Source organism: Curtobacterium sp. USHLN213, from assembly GCF_037144815.1.
GTDB lineage: Bacteria > Actinomycetota > Actinomycetes > Actinomycetales > Microbacteriaceae > Curtobacterium.
Genome location: NZ_JBBCYQ010000007.1, coordinates 206,320 through 225,821 on the forward strand (window position 1 = coordinate 206,320; position 19,502 = coordinate 225,821).

Genomic DNA, 19,502 nt, shown 5'->3' on the forward strand with positions numbered 1-19,502 from the left:
TCCTGCGGGGTCGTCACCATCCTGGCACCGCCGGACGGGTTCGTCCGGCGGTGGTCCTCGGGGCGGGTCGGTTCCTCCCGTGGGTGGACGACGGCGTGCGGGGACCGGGTTACCGTTGATCCGATGAGGTCAGGCCGTCGCACGCTGCTCGCGCTCGTCGCCGCGGTCGTGGCGCTCGGCGCGGTCGCGTCGTGCAGCACGGACCCGGTCGGTGACGAGAACCGCACGGTGACCGCCGGACCCGTGATCTACCCGCTGTCGCTCCGGTACCACGGCATCGACGTCGTCGCCGACGTGCCGTACGGGTCGGACGCGCTGCAGCGGCTCGACGTGTGCCTGCCGGCGGACAGTGCGCCGGACACCACGAGGACCCCGACGCCGACGCCGGGCGGGACGGCTTCCGCGACGCCGGACGAGGTCGGGGCCGACGCGGGCGGGGACGGGAGCGCGAGTGGTGCCGGGACTGCCGGGGCCGGCGTCGCCGCTGCGGGGGTGGGGGCCGGGGCCGCCGACGACGGGACCGGCGGCGGCGAGGGTGACGCTGCCGGTGCTGGTGCTGGCGACGCCGTCGTCGCCGAGGCGGCCAGCGGCGCGCGTCCCGCCGTCCTGATGATCCACGGCGGGAGCTGGTCCCACGGCGACAAGGCCACCGCCGCGTACCGATCGGTGTGCAAGTACCTGGCCTCCGAGGGCTTCGTCACCTTCAACGTCGACTACCGGCTCGCCCCGACGGACCCGTTCCCGGCCGGGCTGGACGACGTCCGACGGGCACTCGACTGGGTGTTCCGTCCGACGACGCTGTCGACCTACGACGTCGACAGCAAGCGGGTCGGGGTGTTCGGGGGCAGCGCCGGTGGGAACCTCGCGGCGATGCTCGCCGTGACGGACCACGACTCGACCGCCTACGCCGAGGGCGACCGGATCCGGGCCGTCGTCGACCTGAGCGGCCCCACGAACCTGACGACCCGTTCGACCGAGGCCGACGGCGTCTCCGCCGCGTTCCAGCGGAAGCAGTTGCTGTACCTCGGCTGCCGGACCTACTCGGACTGTCCGGCCGCGACCCGCGCATCGCCGGAGTACCACGTGACCTCAGACACGGCGCCGTTCTTCATCGGCCACTCCACCGACGAGTTCATCCCGCTGTGGGAGTCGCAGGAGTTCGCGGCGACGCTCCGACGACATGACGTGCCGGTGACGTTCGTCGCGGTCGAGGGGTCGGCGCACTCCATCGCGCAGCTCGACGAGGCGATGAGCGAGCGCGTGGCGAGCTTCCTGCGGGAGCACCTGGGCTGAGGCGCGGCCGGGAGCCGCGCGCGGCCGGGGGCCGCGCGTGGCTGGTGGTGGCTGGTGGCCGCCGCGGCCCCGAGTCTCGGTTCAGCGGACGTTCCTCGGGCGGTGTGGACGCGAAAGTGTCCGCGGGGCCGAGACTCGGGAACCGGCACCGGCACCCGCACCGGCACCGGCCGCGCGTGCCCCGGCCGGGTGGCACCCGGAGTCGGGACTGCCGCTCGCCGCCCGCGCACCGCAGACTTCGGGGGTGACCGACACCTCGATGCGCCCTGCACACGCGACTGCCTCCCGCTGGGAGCGGCACTCCTCGCTGCAGACGTTCGCCGAGCTCCTGCTCGGTCTGTCGTTCACCGCCGCGGTCGCCTTCGGCGGGTACGCGGCCGTGACCGGACGGATGACCGTGCTGTCGCAGGGCGCCGGCGTGGTGTTCCTCGTGACGCTGACGTGCGTCCTCGTGTCGTGGTTCCGTGCCGTCGAGCGCGAGGAGGCACCCGCGGCGGCGCCGGCTGCCTCCGTCGTCGACCCGATCTCGGCGATCGACGCGGAGTACCGCCGCTAGTCCTCTCCCGCCGCGGGCCCACGCGCCGCGGCGACCCCCGCAGTGGCCTCGCGCGCCGCGGCATCCCCCGCAGTGGCCTCACGCGCAGTGGCCTCCCCCGCCGCGGCCCCACGCGCCGCCCGCCGGTCGGCCCGCCGCTCGAAGAGCCCCTCGACGAGGGCGTACAGCGACGGCAGCACCACGAGGGTGAGCAGCGTCGACGACACCAGCCCGCCGATGACCACGAGCGCGAGCGGCTGCGAGATGAACCCGGACCGGCCGGTCAGCCCGACGGCCATCGGGAGCAGCGCGAAGATCGTCGCCAGGGCGGTCATCAGGATCGGCCGGAGTCGTCTGGTCGCACCCTCGATCAGGGCATCGTGCACGCGGAGCCCCCGGCGCCGGTACTGGTTGACGAGGTCGATGAGGACGATCGCGTTCGTCACCACGATGCCGACGAGCATGAGCAGGCCGATCAGTGACGCCACACCGAGCGGGATCCCCGTCACGATCTGCAGGAGCAGCGCGCCGGTGACCGCGAACGGCACCGACACGAGGAGCAGCAGCGGCTGCCGCAGGCTCCGGAACGTGGCGACCATGATCACGTAGACGATCAGGACCGCGACGAGCATGGCCAACAGGAGCTGGCTGAACGCCGACGACTGGCTCGAGGCGACACCGCCGATCTCGGCGGATGCGCCACGCGGCAGGTCGAGCGCGTCGACGGCCGCCGTCACGTTCTGCACGGCGGCGCCGAGGTTCGTCGAGTCCGGGGTCACCGTGATCGTGGCCGTCCGGACGGCGTTCGACGTCGTGATGGACGTCGGCCCCTCGGACTGCTCGACGGTCGCCAGGTCGGACAGCGGCACCGACCCGGTCGAGGTGGGGACGGACAGCGACCGCAGTGCGGCGACGGTCGTCGGGGGCTCGGGGTCGGCGATGTACACGTCGAGCGTCGCGTCGTCGATCTCGATCGTGCCGGTGTCGCGGGGCGAGACCGCCGCGGCGACGATCCCGCCGACCTGTGTCTCGGTCAGCCCGCGCTCCGCGGCCGCCTGCCGGTCGACCCGGACGGCGAGGTACGGCTCGGACGCCGACAGGTTGCTCGTCGCGCCGGTCGTGCCGTCGACCTTCCGCATCTCGCGCAGCACCGACGCCGCCGCGGTCCGGAGCTCTGCCTGGGTCGGCGCGGTGACGTCGACCTCGATGTCGCTCGAGCCGCCGAAGCCGCCACCGGCCGACGAGAGGCTGACCTCGCCGACGCCGTCGATCCGGTCGATGCGGTCGCGCGCGGTGGACTGGATGGCGGTCTGGTCGTCGCCGGCGTCCGTCGTCACGTTGTACTGCACGGAGGCCGACGCCCCGCCTCCGAAGGCCGCCTGGATGGACTGCCCGCTCGTCCCGATGGTGGTCTGCACGGTCTGCACACCCTGGACACCGCGGAGCACGCGCTCCACCTCCTTCGCCGCGTCGGACTGCTCGCCGAGGCTCGTCCCCGGCTCGAGGTCCTGCGTGACCGTGAAGGTGTTCTGCCCGGAGTCGCCGAGGTAGTTCGTCTTGACGAACGGCACGGCGGCCGCGGTGCCGCCGAGCACGAGGACCGCCAGGACCACCACGAGCGCCGGCCGACCGATGGCCCAGCGGAGCACGGGCTGGTACCCGCGCCGGAGCCGGTCGGACGTGCCGGCGTCGTGCAGGTCCTCGGCGGACGACAGCGCGGCGGTCGCAGCGGACCCGTCGGCAGCAGCACCGCCGGCAGCAGCGCCACCGGCAGCAGCGCCACCAGCGGCGGCGCCACCGGCGACGGTGCCACCGGCGGCAGGTGTCCGGAGGAACCAGTACGCGAGCACCGGGACGATCGTCAGCGACACCAGCAACGACGCCACGAGCGCCATCGTCACGGTCAGGGCGAACGGCCGGAACAGCTCGCCGACGAGCTCCGCGACGAACGCGACCGGCAGGAACACAGCGACGGTGGTGAGGGTCGACGCGGTGACGGCACCGGCCACCTCGCGGACGGCGTCGAGCACCGCCCGGGTCCGGTCCACCCCGGGTTGCAGGTGCCGCTTGATGTTCTCGATGACCACGATCGAGTCGTCCACCACGCGTCCGATCGCGATGGTGAGCGCGGCGAGCGTGATGACGTTCAGCGTGTACCCGGTCGCCCGCATGCCGATCGCGGCGAGGAGCACCGAGGTCGGGATCGAGATCGCGGTGACGATCGTCGACCGCACCGACAGCAGGAACAGCAGGATCACGACGACGGCGAACCCGAGGCCGAGGAGCCCCTCTTCGGCGAGGGAGTCGATCGACTGCTGGATGTAGGGCGCCTGGTCGAACACGACGGTGAACCGGGGGTCGCCGGCGACCTTCGCCTCGATGCCGGGGAGGGCGTCGCGGACCGTCTTCGAGACGTCGACGGTGTTCGCTTCCTGCGTCTTGGTGATCGCGATGGTCAGTGCCGTCTCGCCGTTCACGCGGCTGATCGAGGTACGCGGCGACTCCTCGATCGCGACCTTCGCCACGTCGCCGATGGTGGTCGGCGTCGTCGCGGCGGTCCCGGTACCGGCGGTCGCACTGGAGGCGCTGCCCGCCCCCGCCGCACTGCTCGCCGCAGTCCCGCTGGTCGCGTCCACGGCCCCGGTCGAGCCCGCCCCGCCGGTCGCGCCTGCCCCGGCATCCGCCGCACCGCCGGACGAGGAGCTGCCGGAGGATCCCGCCCCGGACGACGACCCGCCGCTCGACGACGCGGTCAACGGCAGCCCCTCGATGTCCTTGATCGAGGCGATCCGCTCCCCGGTCTGCACGGACAGCGTCGTGCCGTCCTGGGTGATCGTGCCACCGGGGACGAGCGTCCCGTTGTCGTCGAGTGCGTCCGCGATGGACTGGGTGCTCAGGCCCCGCGAAGCCAGCTCGTCGGTGTCCGGGGTGATCACGACGCGGCGCCCCGGGTTGCCGAAGACGTCGGCCTGGCGGACCCCGTCGAGCTTCTCGATGTCGGGGATCGCCGTGGCGTTCAGCCGGTCGACCAGCTGTTCCTGGTCGCCCTTCCCCGTGACGGCGAGCTGCAGCACGGGCAGGTCGTCGAAGGACCCGGTGACGATCTGCGTCTGCACGGTGTCCGGGAGCGACAGGGCGTTCACCGCGGTCTGGATCTTGTCCTCGGCGCTGGCGAGGTTCGATCCGTAGTCGAACGACGCCGAGACGACACTCTGCCCGGTCGACGACGTCGCGGTGGTCGACTCGAGGTTCGGCACGACCTGGATCGCCTGCTCGATCTTCGTCGACACGTCGTTCGACACGACCTCGGGCGTGGCACCGGGGTACGCGCTGACGATGGCGACCTGCGGGAACTGGACGCTGGGGATGAGCTCCTGCTTGAGGCTCGTCAGCGCGATGCCGCCGAACACCGCGACGACGACGGTGACGAGCGCGATGAGCGCCCGGTTGCGGAGGCTGAAGACCGAGAGGAGGTGCACACCCTGATCCTTGCAGGGCGTCCCTCGACGCGCTCAGCCGCCGAGGAGCAGGTACGCGCCGAGCACGCCCACGGTCCCGAGCACGCCGGTCGCGAGCGCCACGATCCGGCCGAGCGGGGTCCGTGCCGTCAGGACCGCCACGACGAGCACCGCCAGACCGACGACGATCTCGACCACCCAGGTCACCGGCCCCGTGGTGTCCGCGACCTGCAGCAGGGCCCGGACGCCCTCGCCGACCAGCACGGCGGCGGTCGCCCCGAGCGCTGCCCCGCGCCACCCGACGTCCCGGGACCGGAGTGCCACCGCGACCGCACCCGCGAGCACCCCGGCGGGGATGCCCATCAGGACCCAGAAGTTCGTGATCGACAGGACGTCCGGGTAGCCGCGCAGGTTCGTCGTCGCCCAGTACCCCACGTGCATGAGCTCGAGGAGCACGACGCCGAGCACCATCGCGACCGGCGACGCCCAGCGCCCCGACCGCACACCGGCGAGCAGGCACAGCGCAGCCGCGACGACGAACCAGGGTCCGGCGGAGTTCGCGACGGAGGAGAGTCCGGGCACCGCCTGCCCGAACGAGGTCAGCACCCCGGCGAGCAGTGCCCCCGTGAGCGCCATCGAGACCCGGGCGGCGGCGGGCACCGCGTGGGTCGGAGCGGGCGCCGGACGGGCCGTCGTGCCGGCGTGCATGGTCGTCTCCATGGGACCAGGATCCCGGTGGCCGGGCGTCGCACGCATCACTCCGCAGAGCCAGATCGCACGAGGAGCGTCACCCCGGAGGATGACACTGCCGAGCGGGGAGGGCGCGTCACACCACCGCGGCGAGCGACCCCCGCACGCCGGCGGCGTCACCACCGATCCGCGCCCACGACCGTTCGAGCACGTCGACGAGCCGCACCCGGTCGGCCGGGGGCATCGTGAACGGCACCCGCAGGAACCGCTCGAACCCGCCGTCCGGCCCGAAGACCCCGCCGGACGCCAGCACGACTCCCTCGGCGCGTGCGGCGAGCACCAGCGCGCTCGACACCGGTCGCCCGAGCCCGACCCACGTCGTCAACCCGCCCGCCGGCGACGGCACATCCCACTCCGGGAGCCGCGCGCGCAACGCACCCACGACGTCGTCGCGACCCTGGCGCAGGTACTCGCGCCGCGCCTCCAGGACCGCCTCCGTGCGCGGGACGAGCTCCCGCGCGACCAACTGGTCGAGCACGGGCGTGCCGAGGTCGCCCGTCGGACGGGCGAGGAGCAGCCGCTGCAGGAGCGCCGGTGCGGCGCGGATCCAACCGATCCGCAGGCCGCCCCAGAACACCTTGTCGGCCGACCCGATCATCACGACCGATGCCCCGGACGGGTCGGCCGCTGCCAGTGGCAGGGACGGCGAGCCCTCGATCCGCAGCTCGCCCATGGTCTCGTCCGCGATGACCGTCGTCCCGGTCGACGCAGCGACGGACAGCAGGAGCTCCCGGGTGGACGCGGACATCGTCGCTCCGGTCGGGTTGTGCAGCTCGGGCATGACGTACGCGACCGCCGGCGCCGTGCGGCGCATCGTGGTCTCGAGCGCCGTGGCGTCCCACCCGGTCCGCGCGTCGACGGGCACGCCGACGAGTCGACCGCCGACCTCACGGAAGGCCTCGTGCGCGTGCGGGTAGGTCGGGGACTCGACGAGGACGGCGTCGCCCCGGCGGACGAGCACCCGGGCGAGCAGGGCGATCGCGTGCTGCGCCCCGATCGTCACGACGACCTGGGACGGGTCGGTGGGCAGGCCGCGTTCGGTGTACCGCGCGGCGATCGCCGCGCGCAGCCCGGGGTCCCCGACGGTGTCGTACCCGATGCCGGCGAGCGCCGCGGGTACGTGCCGCACCGCGCGCTCGACCGCCTCGGCGATCCCGGGAGCCGCGTGCAGTGCGGCCTTGCGGAGGTCGAGCAGGTCGTCGTCGACGACGCCGCCGAGCCGTTCCGGGTCCGGTCGGCCGATCAGCCCGGCCGGGAGCCGGACCACGCTGCCGGACCCCCGGAGCGACACCACGAAGCCGTCGGACCGGAGCCTCGAGTACGCGTTCGCGACCGTGGTGCGCGAGACGCCCAGCGCGGTGGCGAGGCCCCGCTCGGCGGGCAGCCGCACGCCCTGCGGGATCCGGCCGTCGATGACGAGCACGCGCAGCGCGTCGGACAGCGCCTCGTACGCCGGGGCGTCGGTACCGGCGCGCCAGTCGGTGAGGAGGAGTGCTGCTGATCGGGCACTGAGCAGGACCGGGGTCATGGATCCACGGTAGCGGAATTGGCTCTCGACCCGCAGTCCAATCTCCACGACGATCGAGCCATGCCCCGCTCGACCGCCCTCACGCTCCGCTTCGTCCAGCTCTTCGTGGGCCTGTTCCTCTACGGCGCCTCGACGGCACTGCAGGTGCGTGCGGTCGTCGGGGTCTCGTCGTGGACGGTCCTCACCGAGGGCCTCGAGAACGTGGTGCCGTGGTCCTTCGGCGTCATCACCGTGGTGTCGAGCGGCGTCATCCTGCTGTTCTGGATCCCGCTCCGCCAGAAGCCGGGCATCGGGACGCTGCTCAACGCCCTGGCGATCGGACCGAGCGCCGACCTCGTGCTCTGGCTCGTCCCGACGCCGTCGGAACTCGTCGGCCGGGTCCTCCTGTTCGTCGCCGGGCTGGTGCTCCTGGCGGTCGCCACCGCGTTCTACATCGGCGCCGGCTTCGGCACGGGCGCTCGTGACGGCCTGATGGTCGGCCTGCACGAGCGCCTCGGCTGGCCGGTGTGGGTGGCGCGGACCGTCATCGAGGTCTCGGTCGTGATCGTCGGCTGGTTCCTCGGCGGCGACGTCGGAGCCGGCACCGTGGTCGCGGCGTTCGCGATCGGTCCGATGGTGCAGCCGCTCATGCCGGTCTTCCGCCGGTTCCCGTGGAGCCCGGAACGGACGCGTGCCGCCACACCGGTCCAGGAGGCGCGGGCCGCCGCCGCCTCGGAGGTCGCCTAGAGCCCTTGCGTGCGTCCAGGTCGCGATATAACGTGTCTGCTACAGACGCGATACATCGCGAGTTCGAGGAGGCAACATGGCCCAGGAGAAGTGGCTCGTCGAGGAGCCGAAGGTGATCGACACCGGGATCGTCCGCCGCTTGCGCGTGGGCCTCGCCGGAGGACAGGTGGACGTCGTCGCGCACGACGAGCCGACCGCCCGCGTCGAGGTGCACAGCGTGTCCGGCAAGCCGATGAAGATCGAGCTCGACGGCGACACGCTCACGATCGACCACCCGCAGGTCCGGTGGGACGACCCGATCGGCTTCCTGAAGTCGTTCCGTGGCAAGGCCCACGCCGACGTCAGCGTCCTCGTGCCACGCGACGCCATCGTCACCCTCGGCGTCGTCTCGGCCGGGGCCCTGCTGTCCGGCACGAACCGCGGCGCCACGCTCAACACGGTGTCCGGCGACCTCGTCGTCGACGACGTCGCGGGTGACGTCACCGTGAACGCGGTGTCCGGCACGACGACCATCCGCGAGCTCGACGGTGCACTGACGGTCCACACCGTGTCCGGCGACGTCGTGGCGACCGGGGCGATCCCGCGGTTCTCGGCCGACGGGGTGAACGCCGACGTGGTGCTCGACCTGCACGGCACCCCCGACCAGGCCCGCGTCAACACGGTGTCCGGTGCGGTGAGCGTCCGACTCGAGGACGGCGTGCCCTACCAGTGCACCGTCAGCACCGCCTCGGGCAAGCTGCAGTTCGACGACTCGGAGATCCGCGGCGTGCGGGGGTCGTACGTCAAGCAGGGCGGCGAACTGTCCGGGCAGTGGCTCGACCTCAAGGTGAACTCGGTGTCCGGCGACATCGCGGTGCTGCACGCCCCACCCGTCGCGGAGCCGACGGCACCGACGGCGCCGGCTGCACCGACCATGCCCGCGGCGCCGGTGAACGACGGCGAGGTGCCCGAATGAGCCCCGTCTTCGCGCACGGCCACCTGCGCCTCTACCTGCTCGTGCTGCTGGCCGACCACCCGATGCACGGGTACGAGGTCATCCAGGCCCTTGGCGACCGCTTCGGCGGCACCTACGTCCCGAGCGCCGGCACCGTGTACCCGCGGCTCGCCAAGCTCGAGGAAGAGGGACTCGTCACGAAGTCCGCCGACGGCCGGAAGACCGTCTACGCGATCACCGACGCGGGCCGCGCCGAGCTCGACGCCCGTGCCGACGAGATCGCCGCGGTCGAGAACGGCGTCAACGACTCGGTGAAGTCCCTCGCCGACGGCGTCCGCGCCTCGGTGGGCGAGGCGATGCGGTCCCTCCGCGCCGACCTCGCGGCGAGCGCGCAGGCACCGCGCGGCCGGACCGCAGACGAGCCCGTGGACGTCCCGTCCGAGGGTGCCGGCGCCCTGCGCGAGGTCGAGATGGTCCTGTCGTCGTTCCGGCAGCAGGTCCGGGCGGACCTCCGCCGTCGGGCGACCCGCGGCACGCTCGGTGCGGACACGGTCACGCGTCTGCGCGACGGCCTGGAGGCGCTGCGCAAGTCCCTCTGACGACCGGCGGCCGACAGACGGTGACGACCCGCGCCTCCAGGCAGTCCGCCAGGAGGCGCGGGTCGTCCCTCACAGACCGCGGTCGGCCAGGGCGTGCATCGCGTCCCGCAGGGCGCGGGCGGCACCCGCGCCCGCCCACTCGTAGGCGTGCGTGAACCGCTCGTCCTGCACGTACATGTCGCCGAGCGTGCGGAACCGGTCGGCGGTGAGCTCGGCCGGGGGCGTCGCCTCGGCGAGCCAGGCGAACTGACGCCGTGCGAGTGCTGCGCCGGCCTCCGATGCCGGACCCGCGCCCGACGCGGCGAGCGCTGCGGCGTCCTGCGCGATCGCCCGCTGTTCCGCCTGGAAGGCCTCCTTCGCGGCGGGGTCCTTCGACTCCCACCAGCGTGCGCCTCGGTCCCAGGCCGCGGGCCCCCAGCGCTCCTCGACCTCCTGCCGGAAGCGGGTCTGGTCGAACCCGTCGAACGTGTCGGTGGCGTCCATGTCCTGTCCTTCCTCGATCCTCGTGATGGTGGTGCGCACGGCCGCGAGCTGCCGCGCGAGCCGGTCGCGCTCGCGTTCGAGCCACGCGACGTGCGCCGTGAGGGCCGTGACGTCGTCCTGCTCGCCGTCGAGGACCCGGCCGACGTCGGCCAGCCCGAGTCCGAGCCCGCGCAGCAGGAGGATCCGTTGCAGCCGGACCAGCGCGCGGTCGTCGTAGCGTCGGAGCCCGCCCTCGCCGACCGCGGTCGCGGGCAGCAGGCCGATCGCGTCGTAGTGCCGGAGCGTGCGGCTCGACACACCGGCGGAACGCGCCACGTCGGCGATGCCGTGCGGTGCTTTCGCAGCTGCGGCTGCCGTGTCTGTCGAATCCCTCATGCAGGCCACGGTAGAGGTTGACGCAGCGTCAACCGCAAGGGGTTTCCGGGGTGCGCCCGACCCGAACCGGCACGGACGGGGAATACCACCGGGGTCGGCCGTGTTGACTCGCGCCCGGAAATGAGTAGGTTTGCCGCTCGTGACGAACGAGATCCGGTCGTTGAAAGCGCGACTGATCGGGGATCCCCTCCCCTCCGAGAAGCTCGAGGGACAGCTCCTCCCGAAGCACCTGGCACTGCCGATCTTCGCGAGTGACCCGCTGTCCTCCGTGGCGTACGCGCCGCAGGAACTCCTCATGATCCTGCTGCTCGGCGGGATGGCGTTCCTGACGTTCGCCCCGTGGGTCGCCGCCCTCGTCGTGCTGCTGCTCGTCGTGGTCGTCGCGTCCTACCGACAGCTCATCAAGGCGTACCCGTCCGGCGGTGGCGACTACGAGGTGGCACACCGGAACCTCGGCGAGAAGGCGGGGCTCGTCGTGGCCTCCGCACTGCTCGTCGACTACGTCATGACGGTGGCGGTCTCGGTCGCGTCCGGCGTGGACAACATCATCTCCGCGCTCCCGTTCCTCAACGAGTTCCGGGTCGAACTGGCCCTGGTGTTCGTCGTGCTCCTCGCCGCCGCGAACCTCCGGGGTGTCCGCGAGTCGAGCAAGGCCTTCGCCGTGCCGACCTACCTCTTCGTGGCGAGCGTCTTCGTGATGGTCGTCGTCGGGCTCGTCCGGGCCGCGGCCGGCAACGCCCCGGTCGCGGAGTCCGCCGCCTACACCGTGCAGAACGTCGAGCACACGACGCAGGCCGCGTTCATCCTGCTGCTCCTCCGCGCGTTCGCGTCCGGCTGCTCGGCGCTGACCGGTGTCGAGGCGATCGCGAACGGCGTGCAGGCGTTCCGCCGCCCGAAGATCAAGAACGCGCAGATGACCCTCGTGTTCATGGGGTCGATCGCGATCGTGCTGTTCGTCGGTCTCATCACGCTCGCCCTCATCTCCCGCGTGCACTACGCCGAGAGCGCGTGCGACCTGCAGGGCTTCGCGCAGTGCGCCACGACGCCGCAGCGTTCCCTGATCGCGCAGATCGCGGCCGCGACGTTCGGCGACAACACGGTCCTCTTCTTCGTGATCCAGGCGACCACCGCGGCGGTGCTGCTGCTCGCCGCCAACACGGCGTTCAACGGCTTCCCGCTGCTCGGGTCGATCCTCGCGCGCGACTCGTACGCCCCGAAGGCCCTGTCGACCCGCGGCGACCGGCTCATCTACTCGAACGGCGTGATCGTGCTCGCCCTCGTCGCGGCGGCGCTGCTGATCGTGTACCGGGCGAACGTCACGAGCCTCATCCAGCTCTACATCATCGGTGTGTTCGTGTCGTTCACGCTCGGGCAGACCGGGATGATCGTGCACTGGACGCGGTTGCTGCGGGCGGACCGGGCGGGCACCGCGGACGGCCCGGTCAACCGTGGGCAGGTCATGCGCTCCCGCGCCATCAACGCCACCGGCGCCACCTTCACGTTCGTCGTCCTCGTCATCGTCACGATCACGAAGTTCACGCACGGCGCCTGGCTCGTGTTCCTGATCATGCCGATCCTGTTCGTGCTCATGCTCGGCGTGAACCGGTACTACCGCGACGTCTCGCACGAGATCGAGGCCGACGAGGAGACCCGGTTCGGCGCGACCGGCGACCACGCGATCGTCCTGGTGAACAAGCTGCAGAAGCCCGTGCTCAAGGCCCTCGACTACGCGATCGCCGCGAAGCACGCGAGCTTCGAGGCCCTGCACGTCGCGATCGACGACGCCGATGCGGCCCGGCTCAGGGCACAGTGGGAGGAGTACGGCATCGAGGTCCCCCTGACCATCGTGCCGAGCCCCTACCGCGACATCTCGATGCCGCTCATCAAGTACATCAAGGCGCACCGGATGGAGCACGGCTCCGAGGTCGTGACCGTCTACACGCCGGTCTTCATCGTCGGGCACTGGTGGGAGACCTTCCTCCACAACCACCGCGGTCGCCGCATCCGGAAGAAGCTGCTGCTCGTGCACGGCGTGACCGTCGCGCTCGTGCCCTGGCTGCTCGACTCCTCCGAGCTCCTGTACGGCCGGCGATCCCGCCCGCTCCCCGGCCAGGAGCGTCGCGGCGAGCCGATCCGCCCCGCACTCCGCCGCTCCCCGCACGGCGTCGTCCAGCACGACGCCGAGGACGACCGGCTGCTCCGGTCGGCCCAGCGGAACAGCCTGCAGCCGCGCCGCGCGACCCGTCCGGCCGGTCCCGCCGAGGGCGTCGACCCGACCGACTGCACCGGTGAGATGCACGTCCTCGTCCCGTCACCTCCACGCGGCGACGGTCGCTCGTCGTAGCATCTGTCGTCATGACGATCTCCGACCTGCGCACGTTCGCCACGTTCGACGGGCACGGCGGCAAGGTCTCGAAGCGCGTCGAGGTGCTCGACCACGAGCCGACGCCCGGCGGCCCGCACGAGGGACTCGTCGCCGTCCGCGGCCCGCACCCCCTCGGTGCGCTCGACGAACGGGCGGCCGACGACTCGACGCACCGCATCGGCTGGGTCGACCCGGCGACGCTCCGCGACTGGTACCGCCCGGACCGTGTGGTGGTCTCCCGCATCGAGGCGCGTCGGTCCGGCATCGAACCCGGTACGTACGCGGATTCGCGCGGTCGCGGTCGGGTCCGGATCGACGGCCTGGAGGCGCGGCTCGCCCCCGACGGTCGGCCCGCCTTCCGCGCACTGGCGGGTTCCGCGGACGCCCCGGTCGTCGACGTGCCGCTCCCCACCGACCAGGCGGTGCGGCTCGTGGCGGTGCGCGCGGTCGACGAGGGCCTCGAGATCGTGACCACCCCGGTGTCGCCGTTCCTGTCGCCCGGTCGGTACCCGGCCTTCGGCGACGACGTCGTGGGGCTGCCGCCGCGCTCGGGCACCGGGCACGTCCTGGTCCGCGCTGCCGTCCTGATCGACGGCACCCTGCACGAGGTCGAGCGGATCGACGAGCGTGCCGCGACGATCTGGATCCGCCGCGAGGACCGGTCGGTCCCGATCGCGGTGAGTTCGGTCGGCCCGGACCTGGTGCGGTACACCGCGGTCGCGGACTGACCGCGGACGTGGGTGCCGTGTGTCCGGGGGACGCCACGGTGGGGTTTCCGGTCGGGGGTGCGGCGTAGCGTCCACGCCATGAGTGACGCAGACCCGATCGACGACCGCACCGACCAGCCCGAGACCCTCGGCGGCGCCCGCCCCGACCCCAGCACCGACGCCAGCAAGGACCCCGAGCAGTGGGTCACCGGTGACGAGCCCATGACCGGGCCGCAGCGCAGCTACCTCGACACCCTCGCCCGCGAGGCCGGCGAGGAACTCCCCGCCGACCTCACCAAGGCCGAGGCCTCGGAGCACATCGACCGCCTGCAGCAGCAGACCGGACGCGGCGCCGATTCCTGAACCCGGGTCCGCGCTTCTGCGGACCCGGGCCTGGGCATGTTCTGGTGATGTCCGGGAAGTCCCCCGGACGGGGGTGGATGATGACGCGTCACCGGTTAGCTTCGACGGCATGCGAACGACATCGACCTCCATCGGCCTGACCGCGCTCCGCATCGTCCTCGGCGTGGTGTTCATCGCCCACGGCGCCCAGAAGTTCGCGCAGGGGATCGGCTCCGTGCCCCAGGGCTTCTCCGGCATGGGCGTCCCCCTCGCCGAGGTCGCGGCGCCCCTCGTCGCCGGGCTCGAACTCGTCGGCGGGGTGTTCCTCGTGCTCGGCGTCGCGACCCGGATCGTGGGCGTGCTGCTCGCGGTCGACATGGTCGTGGCCGGCCTGCTCGCGCACGCGTCCGCGGGGTTCTACTCGCAGGACGGCGGGTTCGAGTACGTCCTCGTGCTCGCGGTGGCGTCCCTCGCGGTGGCGCTGACCGGGCCGGGGCGGTTCTCGCTCGACGCCGTGTTCCTGCTGGCCTCGCGCCGGCGTCGTGGCGTCGAGGAGCCCCTGCCCGCCTGACGCCCCCGCCAGTGTGCGAGGTTCCGCGCTCCGTGGGACGGCCTCCGCCCCGCACCGGGCGCGGAACCTCGCACGGTGCGTCGGCGAGGTCGCACCGTGCGAGGTCAGTCGGACCCGACCGCCGGCGCCGATCCCGCATCGTCACCCGCGAGCACGTCCATCACCTGCCGGGCGATCCGCCGCCCGGCACGGTTCGCTCCGATCGTCGACGCCTGTGGCCCGTACCCCGCCAGGAACAACCGCGGCTCGTCCACCGACCGACCGTCCTCGACCACGATGCCGCCGGCCGCGGTTCGCAGGTGCAGCGGCGCGAGGTGCCGCAGGTCCGCACGGAACCCGGTCGCCCAGATCACGGCGTCGGCGTGCACGTGCTCACCGTCTGCCGTGACCACACCGGTCTCGTCGAGCCGGGTGAACATCGGCGAGTCCCGCAGCACACCCCGCTCGAGCCCGGCACGGATCCGGCGCGACACGGGGACACCGGTGCCGGAGACGATGCTCGGCAGGGTCTCCCCCGCCCTGGCGGCCCGGTCCTGCTCCTCGACCGCCGCCACCGCGGACTCGAGGTCGAGCGCCGCCGACTCCGACCACACCACCGGCCGCCGGGTGAACCACCGGGTCCGCGCGGCGACGCCGTCGAGCTCGAGCAGGAACCCGATCGCGCTGGTGCCACCGCCGACGACCACCACGTCCTGACCGGCGAACTCCGCCGCACTCCGGTACTCCGTCGTGTCCAGCTGCCGACCGCCGAAGGCATCGCGACCCGGGTACCACGGGACGAAGGGCGTGCCCCACGTTCCGGAGGCGTTCACGACGACCTCGGCGCCGATCCGGCTCGTGCGCCCGTCGGCGGTCCGGACGGTGACGCACAGGCCTCCGGACGCTCCGAGGCTGTCCCCGATGCGCGACACGGACGACACCGAGACCGGACGACGGACCCGCAGGTCGTAGTGCTGCTCGAAGCGCCGGTAGAACTCGCCGACGACGTCCCGCGCCGGTCGCGACCGGTCGGCGTCGTCGAACCGGAGGCCCATCGCGTTCATCCCGGGCAGGTCGTGCACGCGGTGCGCGGCTCCGAGGCGGAGGGCCTCCCACCGGAACTGCCAGGCTCCACCCGTGCTCGGCGCCCGGTCGAGCAGCACCAGATCGCTCCCCGGCGTCAGGCCGAGCCGGCGGAGGTGGTATCCCACCGAGAGGCCGGCCTGACCCGCGCCGATCACCACGACCCGGGCGTGCTGGTCGGCCGGGGCCTGCGCGTCGTCTGTCATCACTTCGATTCTGCTGTGGGCGGGGCCGTCGCGGCGACGTCCAGATCGGGGTACATGGTAGAGTGATCGGCAGATTTCAAACCACGAAACCGTTCGGTTCCCCGGGTGACTCCTCTCCCGCCAGGACCGGACCAGAGCCGATCACGAGGGGGTCACGCATGGGGCGCGGCCGTCAGAAGGCGAAGCACACCAAGGTCGCCCGGGAACTGAAGTACTTCAGCCCGGAGACGAACTACGGTGCGCTCGAACGAGAGCTCTCCGCCGGGCAACACTCGGACGAGAATTCCTACGTCGACCGCTGGGCAGACCAATACGGTGATGACCAGCTCGAAGAAGACGACGAGTTCGAACCGCAGCAGGACCAGAACAAGTCCGCCTGACCCAGGCTCGATGACGACGCCGCGCACCCTCCGGGGCAGCGCGGCGTTTCGTCGTGCGTGCCGCCCGGTGCCGCCCAGTGCCGCCCGCGTCTGACGTCGGCCGGGGCCCCGCGGACTCGGAACGACATCCTCGACGTCGCACGACAGCGACGATGTCGCACACGCGCGCCCGCAACGACCCCCGCGCGCGACGAACGACGAATCCGACGTCGTACGACAGCGACGATGTCGCACACGCGCGCCCGCAACGACCCGCGCACGCAACGAACGACCAACCCGAGGTCGCACGACCTGCCGCGCCCGTTCCGCCCCGGTCGCACGAACTGCCGCCCGGGAGGAGTCCGGACGGCAGTTCGTGCGACCTCGAGCCCGCGCGGCCCGCGCGGCCCCGGGCGCCCGCGCTCAGCCCGCGTACGCCCCCACGAGCCGCACCGCGCCGCCGTCGACGCCCTTCGCGCCCTGCTCGAACCCGTCGAGGTCACGCGCCGAGGTCGAGATCGTCCCGACCGCCCACGACGGCAGCCCGGCGGTCCCGAGCGACGCGATGACGTCCGACGCCGCAGCGGCCGAGACCACCGCGAACATGCCGATGCCGAGGTTCCAGGTGCCCTCGGTGTCCTCGATGGGAGTGCCCGCCATCGACGCGAGCACACGGAAGACGGGGAGCGGCTCCCACGTGGAGCGATCGACCTCGACCCAGGACCCGACGGGCAGCACGCGCGCCAGGTTCGCCGCGATGCCACCACCCGTGACGTGCGACAGCGAGTGCACGGCGCCCGGGTGCTGCTCGATGAGCGACAGCAGCGGCGTCGTGTAGAGGCGCGTCGGCTCGAGCAGGGCTTCCCCCACGAGGCCGCCGAGCTCCGGCAACGAGTCGGTGTACCCGACGCCGCGCGACGACAGGATGTGCCGCACGAGCGAGTACCCGTTGGAGTGCAGCCCGGAGGACTCGATCGCCACGACGACGTCGCCGTCCTGCACGAGGTGCGCGCCGAGCTGCGACCCGGCCTCGACCGCGCCGACCGCGGCACCGGCCACGTCGTAGTCGTCCGGCCCGAGCAGCCCGGGGTGCTCCGCCGTCTCGCCCCCGACCAGCGCGGTGCCGGTCTCCGAGCAGCCGCGGGCGATGCCGGCGACGATGTCCGCGATGCGCCCGGGGACGACCCGGCCGCAGGCGATGTAGTCCGTCATGAAGAGCGGCTTGGCGCCGACCACGACGATGTCGTCGACGACCATGCCGACGAGGTCCTGCCCGATCGTGTCGTGCTTGTCGATCGCCTGCGCGATGGCGACCTTCGTCCCGACGCCGTCGGTGGAGGTCGCGAGCAGCGGCCGTGAGAAGTCCTTCAGGAACGAGACGTCGTAGAGCCCGGCGAAGCCACCGACGCCGCCCAGGACCGACGGGGTGTGGGTGGCCGCGACTGCGGACTTCATGAGTTCGACGGCCAGGTCACCGGCGGCGGTGTCCACTCCGGCTTCGGCGTACGGGTTGGGCATGCTGAGTCCTTCGCGGTGACATGGCAGACTTGTTCGGTACCCCCCGATTCTACGGTCTGGAGCACACCCGCGAATGTGCGGCATCGTCGGCCTCGTTGCACAGGGCCCCGCCAACCAATCCATCTACGACGCACTGCTCCTCCTGCAACACCGGGGACAGGACTCGACGGGCATCGCCACGGTCGAGGGTCACATCCACCACATGCACAAGACCCGCGGTCACGTGCGGGAGTCCTTCCGCACCCGTGACATGCGCGCCCTGCTGGGCACCATGGGCCTCGGGCACGTCCGGTACGCCACCAAGGGTGCCGCCAGCAACGAGGAAGAGGCCCAGCCGTTCTACGTGAACGCGCCCTACGGCATCGTCCTCGTGCACAACGGCAACCTGACGAACACGCGGGAACTCACCCGTGAACTGTTCGACATCGACCGGCGGCACCTCAACACGAGTTCCGACACCGAGCTGCTGGTGAACGTGCTCGCGCACGAGCTCCAGAGCCAGGTGCGCGGCAAGGACCTCGACCCCGGGCAGGTCTTCGACGCCGTCGAGCGCGTGCACGAGCGGGTCGAGGGCTCCTACGCCGCCATCGCGACCATCGCCGGGCACGGGCTGCTGGCGTTCCGCGACCCGTTCGGCATCCGCCCGCTGATCCTCGGGCACAAGTTCGACGAGGCCGGCAAGCCGGAGTGGGTCGTCGCCTCCGAGTCCCTCGTGCTCGAGTCCGGCGGCTACGAGATCGTCCGCGACGTCGCCCCCGGTGAAGCGATCTTCATCGAGATGAACGGCCAGATGCACGCCCGTCAGTGCGCGAAGAACCCGCGCCTGGTGCCGTGCTCGTTCGAGTACGTCTACCTCGCCCGTCCCGACTCCGTCATGAACGGCATCTCGGTGTACGACGCCCGCCTCCGGCTGGGCAACCGCCTGGCGGACACGATCGCGCAGTACGCCCCCACGGGTGACATCGACGTGGTCATGCCGATCCCGGACTCGAGCCGCCCGGCCGCGATGCAGGTCGCGCAGAAGCTCGGCATCGAGTACCGCGAGGGCTTCTACAAGAACCGCTACGTCGGCCGCACGTTCATCATGCCGGGGCAGGCGGAGCGCAAGCGGTCGGTGCGCCAGAAGCTCAACGCGATGTCGTCCGAGTTCAAGGGCAAGAACATCCTCATCGTCGACGACTCGATCGTGCGCGGCACCACGAGCCGCGAGATCGTCGAGATGGCCCGCGCCGCCGGTGCGAACGAGGTCACGTTCACGAGCGCCGCTCCCCCGGTCCGGTACCCGCACGTCTACGGCATCAACATGCCGACCCGCGCGGAGCTCATCGCCCACGACCGGAAGATCCCGGAGATCAACAAGGTGCTCGGCAGCGACCACCTGATCTACCAGGAGATCGGCGACATGCGCGACGCGATCATCGAGGGCTCCGACGTCACGGACCTCGAGATGAGCTGCTTCACGGGCGAGTACGTCACGGGCACGGTCAGCCCGGAGTACCTGTCCTGGGTCGAGGCCAACCAGCTCAGCTGAGCGACGGTCGCGAACGCGACCCAGCAACGGACTGGAGGGGGGGGGGGGGGGGGGGGGCGCCCCCCCCCCCGGCGCGCGGGCGGGGCGGGGGGGCCCCCCGCGCGCGCGGGGGGGGGGGGGGGCGCCGCCGCCCCGCGGGGGCCGGGGGGGCCGGCCGCCC

At 72.2% G+C, this 19,502-nt stretch carries 17 protein-coding genes; 11 read left to right on the forward strand and 6 right to left on the reverse strand.

The features are described 5' to 3' along the window. The first annotated feature begins 123 nt into the window (after window positions 1-123). Entirely contained in the window at window positions 124-1,293 is a 1,170-nt protein-coding gene (locus WFH25_RS11785) for an alpha/beta hydrolase (RefSeq protein WP_336697811.1), read from the forward strand. A gap of 244 nt (window positions 1,294-1,537) precedes the next feature. Beyond that, window positions 1,538-1,849, forward strand: a complete 312-nt coding sequence (locus WFH25_RS11790; protein WP_309778441.1) for a hypothetical protein — start codon at window positions 1,538-1,540, stop codon at window positions 1,847-1,849. Here WFH25_RS11790 and WFH25_RS11795 read toward each other — a convergent pair. The 3 genes from WFH25_RS11795 to yczR form a co-directional block, all read right to left on the reverse strand. Next, complete coding sequence (locus WFH25_RS11795; RefSeq protein WP_336697812.1) at window positions 1,846-5,307, reverse strand: efflux RND transporter permease subunit; 3,462 nt, start codon at window positions 5,305-5,307, stop codon at window positions 1,846-1,848. The two genes, WFH25_RS11790 and WFH25_RS11795, sit on opposite strands and share 4 nt — an antisense overlap. A gap of 33 nt (window positions 5,308-5,340) precedes the next feature. Further along, window positions 5,341-6,006, reverse strand: coding sequence for a DUF6518 family protein (locus WFH25_RS11800; protein ID WP_336697813.1), 666 nt, complete (start codon window positions 6,004-6,006; stop codon window positions 5,341-5,343). Between the two features lie 106 nt (window positions 6,007-6,112). Further along, a complete protein-coding gene (gene yczR / locus WFH25_RS11805) occupies window positions 6,113-7,564 on the reverse strand; it encodes a MocR-like transcription factor YczR (RefSeq protein ID WP_336697814.1) in 1,452 nt (483 codons plus the stop codon). A gap of 60 nt (window positions 7,565-7,624) precedes the next feature. Here yczR and yczE point away from each other — a divergent pair, with 60 nt between their 5' ends. The 3 genes from yczE to WFH25_RS11820 all read left to right on the forward strand — a co-directional run bounded on the left by yczE (window position 7,625) and on the right by WFH25_RS11820 (window position 9,823). After that, window positions 7,625-8,290, forward strand: coding sequence for a membrane protein YczE (gene yczE / locus WFH25_RS11810; protein ID WP_336697815.1), 666 nt, complete (start codon window positions 7,625-7,627; stop codon window positions 8,288-8,290). A gap of 76 nt (window positions 8,291-8,366) precedes the next feature. Then, window positions 8,367-9,245: a DUF4097 family beta strand repeat-containing protein gene (locus WFH25_RS11815; RefSeq protein ID WP_336697816.1), complete on the forward strand. Its 879-nt coding sequence runs from the start codon at window positions 8,367-8,369 to the stop codon at window positions 9,243-9,245. Beyond that, a complete protein-coding gene (locus WFH25_RS11820; protein ID WP_336697817.1) occupies window positions 9,242-9,823 on the forward strand; it encodes a PadR family transcriptional regulator in 582 nt (193 codons plus the stop codon). The genes WFH25_RS11815 and WFH25_RS11820 overlap by 4 nt, the downstream gene beginning before the upstream one ends. A 69-nt stretch (window positions 9,824-9,892) precedes the next feature. Here the strand turns inward: WFH25_RS11820 and WFH25_RS11825 are convergent, their stop codons facing one another. Next, on the reverse strand, window positions 9,893-10,681 hold the full coding sequence (locus WFH25_RS11825) for a MerR family transcriptional regulator (RefSeq protein WP_336697818.1): 789 nt from the start codon (window positions 10,679-10,681) through the stop codon (window positions 9,893-9,895). A 130-nt stretch (window positions 10,682-10,811) separates the two neighbouring features. Between WFH25_RS11825 and WFH25_RS11830 the strand changes: the two genes are divergently transcribed. The 4 genes from WFH25_RS11830 (at window position 10,812) to WFH25_RS11845 (ending at window position 14,666) form a co-directional block, all read left to right on the forward strand. Next, window positions 10,812-13,025, forward strand: coding sequence for an APC family permease (locus WFH25_RS11830; protein ID WP_336697819.1), 2,214 nt, complete (start codon window positions 10,812-10,814; stop codon window positions 13,023-13,025). An 11-nt stretch (window positions 13,026-13,036) separates the two neighbouring features. Then, window positions 13,037-13,774 carry a hypothetical protein gene (locus WFH25_RS11835; RefSeq protein ID WP_070416996.1) on the forward strand — a complete coding sequence of 246 codons (738 nt, stop codon included), beginning with the start codon at window positions 13,037-13,039 and terminating at the stop codon, window positions 13,772-13,774. A 78-nt stretch (window positions 13,775-13,852) separates the two neighbouring features. Next, on the forward strand, window positions 13,853-14,116 hold the full coding sequence (locus tag WFH25_RS11840) for a DUF3072 domain-containing protein (protein ID WP_070416997.1): 264 nt from the start codon (window positions 13,853-13,855) through the stop codon (window positions 14,114-14,116). A 109-nt stretch (window positions 14,117-14,225) separates the two neighbouring features. After that, window positions 14,226-14,666, forward strand: a complete 441-nt coding sequence (locus WFH25_RS11845; protein ID WP_336697820.1) for a DoxX family protein — start codon at window positions 14,226-14,228, stop codon at window positions 14,664-14,666. Between the two features lie 104 nt (window positions 14,667-14,770). On the opposite strand, the gene WFH25_RS11850 is transcribed toward WFH25_RS11845, so the two are convergent. After that, window positions 14,771-15,934, reverse strand: a complete 1,164-nt coding sequence (locus tag WFH25_RS11850; RefSeq protein WP_336697821.1) for an NAD(P)-binding domain-containing protein — start codon at window positions 15,932-15,934, stop codon at window positions 14,771-14,773. A 158-nt stretch (window positions 15,935-16,092) separates the two neighbouring features. Here WFH25_RS11850 and WFH25_RS11855 point away from each other — a divergent pair, with 158 nt between their 5' ends. Further along, window positions 16,093-16,314: a DUF3073 domain-containing protein gene (locus tag WFH25_RS11855; RefSeq protein WP_070417000.1), complete on the forward strand. Its 222-nt coding sequence runs from the start codon at window positions 16,093-16,095 to the stop codon at window positions 16,312-16,314. Window positions 16,315-16,716: 402 nt separating this feature from the next. On the opposite strand, the gene purM is transcribed toward WFH25_RS11855, so the two are convergent. Beyond that, complete coding sequence (gene purM, locus WFH25_RS11860) at window positions 16,717-17,811, reverse strand: phosphoribosylformylglycinamidine cyclo-ligase (RefSeq protein WP_336697822.1); 1,095 nt, start codon at window positions 17,809-17,811, stop codon at window positions 16,717-16,719. Window positions 17,812-17,884: 73 nt separating this feature from the next. Between purM and purF the strand changes: the two genes are divergently transcribed. Further along, a complete protein-coding gene (purF, locus tag WFH25_RS11865) occupies window positions 17,885-19,342 on the forward strand; it encodes an amidophosphoribosyltransferase (RefSeq protein ID WP_336697823.1) in 1,458 nt (485 codons plus the stop codon). Window positions 19,343-19,502 lie beyond the last annotated feature (160 nt).

Coding starts and splice junctions, on each gene's coding strand:
- WFH25_RS11785 (WP_336697811.1), top strand. CDS start 124: ATGAGGTCAGGCCGTCGCACGCTGCTCGCGCTCGTCGCCGCGGTCGTG.
- WFH25_RS11800 (WP_336697813.1), bottom strand. CDS start 6,006: ATGGAGACGACCATGCACGCCGGCACGACGGCCCGTCCGGCGCCCGCT.
- yczR (WP_336697814.1), bottom strand. CDS start 7,564: ATGACCCCGGTCCTGCTCAGTGCCCGATCAGCAGCACTCCTCCTCACC.
- yczE (WP_336697815.1), top strand. CDS start 7,625: ATGCCCCGCTCGACCGCCCTCACGCTCCGCTTCGTCCAGCTCTTCGTG.
- WFH25_RS11815 (WP_336697816.1), top strand. CDS start 8,367: ATGGCCCAGGAGAAGTGGCTCGTCGAGGAGCCGAAGGTGATCGACACC.
- WFH25_RS11820 (WP_336697817.1), top strand. CDS start 9,242: ATGAGCCCCGTCTTCGCGCACGGCCACCTGCGCCTCTACCTGCTCGTG.
- WFH25_RS11825 (WP_336697818.1), bottom strand. CDS start 10,681: ATGAGGGATTCGACAGACACGGCAGCCGCAGCTGCGAAAGCACCGCAC.
- WFH25_RS11835 (WP_070416996.1), top strand. CDS start 13,037: ATGACGATCTCCGACCTGCGCACGTTCGCCACGTTCGACGGGCACGGC.
- WFH25_RS11840 (WP_070416997.1), top strand. CDS start 13,853: ATGAGTGACGCAGACCCGATCGACGACCGCACCGACCAGCCCGAGACC.
- WFH25_RS11845 (WP_336697820.1), top strand. CDS start 14,226: ATGCGAACGACATCGACCTCCATCGGCCTGACCGCGCTCCGCATCGTC.
- WFH25_RS11850 (WP_336697821.1), bottom strand. CDS start 15,934: ATGACAGACGACGCGCAGGCCCCGGCCGACCAGCACGCCCGGGTCGTG.
- WFH25_RS11855 (WP_070417000.1), top strand. CDS start 16,093: ATGGGGCGCGGCCGTCAGAAGGCGAAGCACACCAAGGTCGCCCGGGAA.
- purM (WP_336697822.1), bottom strand. CDS start 17,811: ATGCCCAACCCGTACGCCGAAGCCGGAGTGGACACCGCCGCCGGTGAC.
- purF (WP_336697823.1), top strand. CDS start 17,885: ATGTGCGGCATCGTCGGCCTCGTTGCACAGGGCCCCGCCAACCAATCC.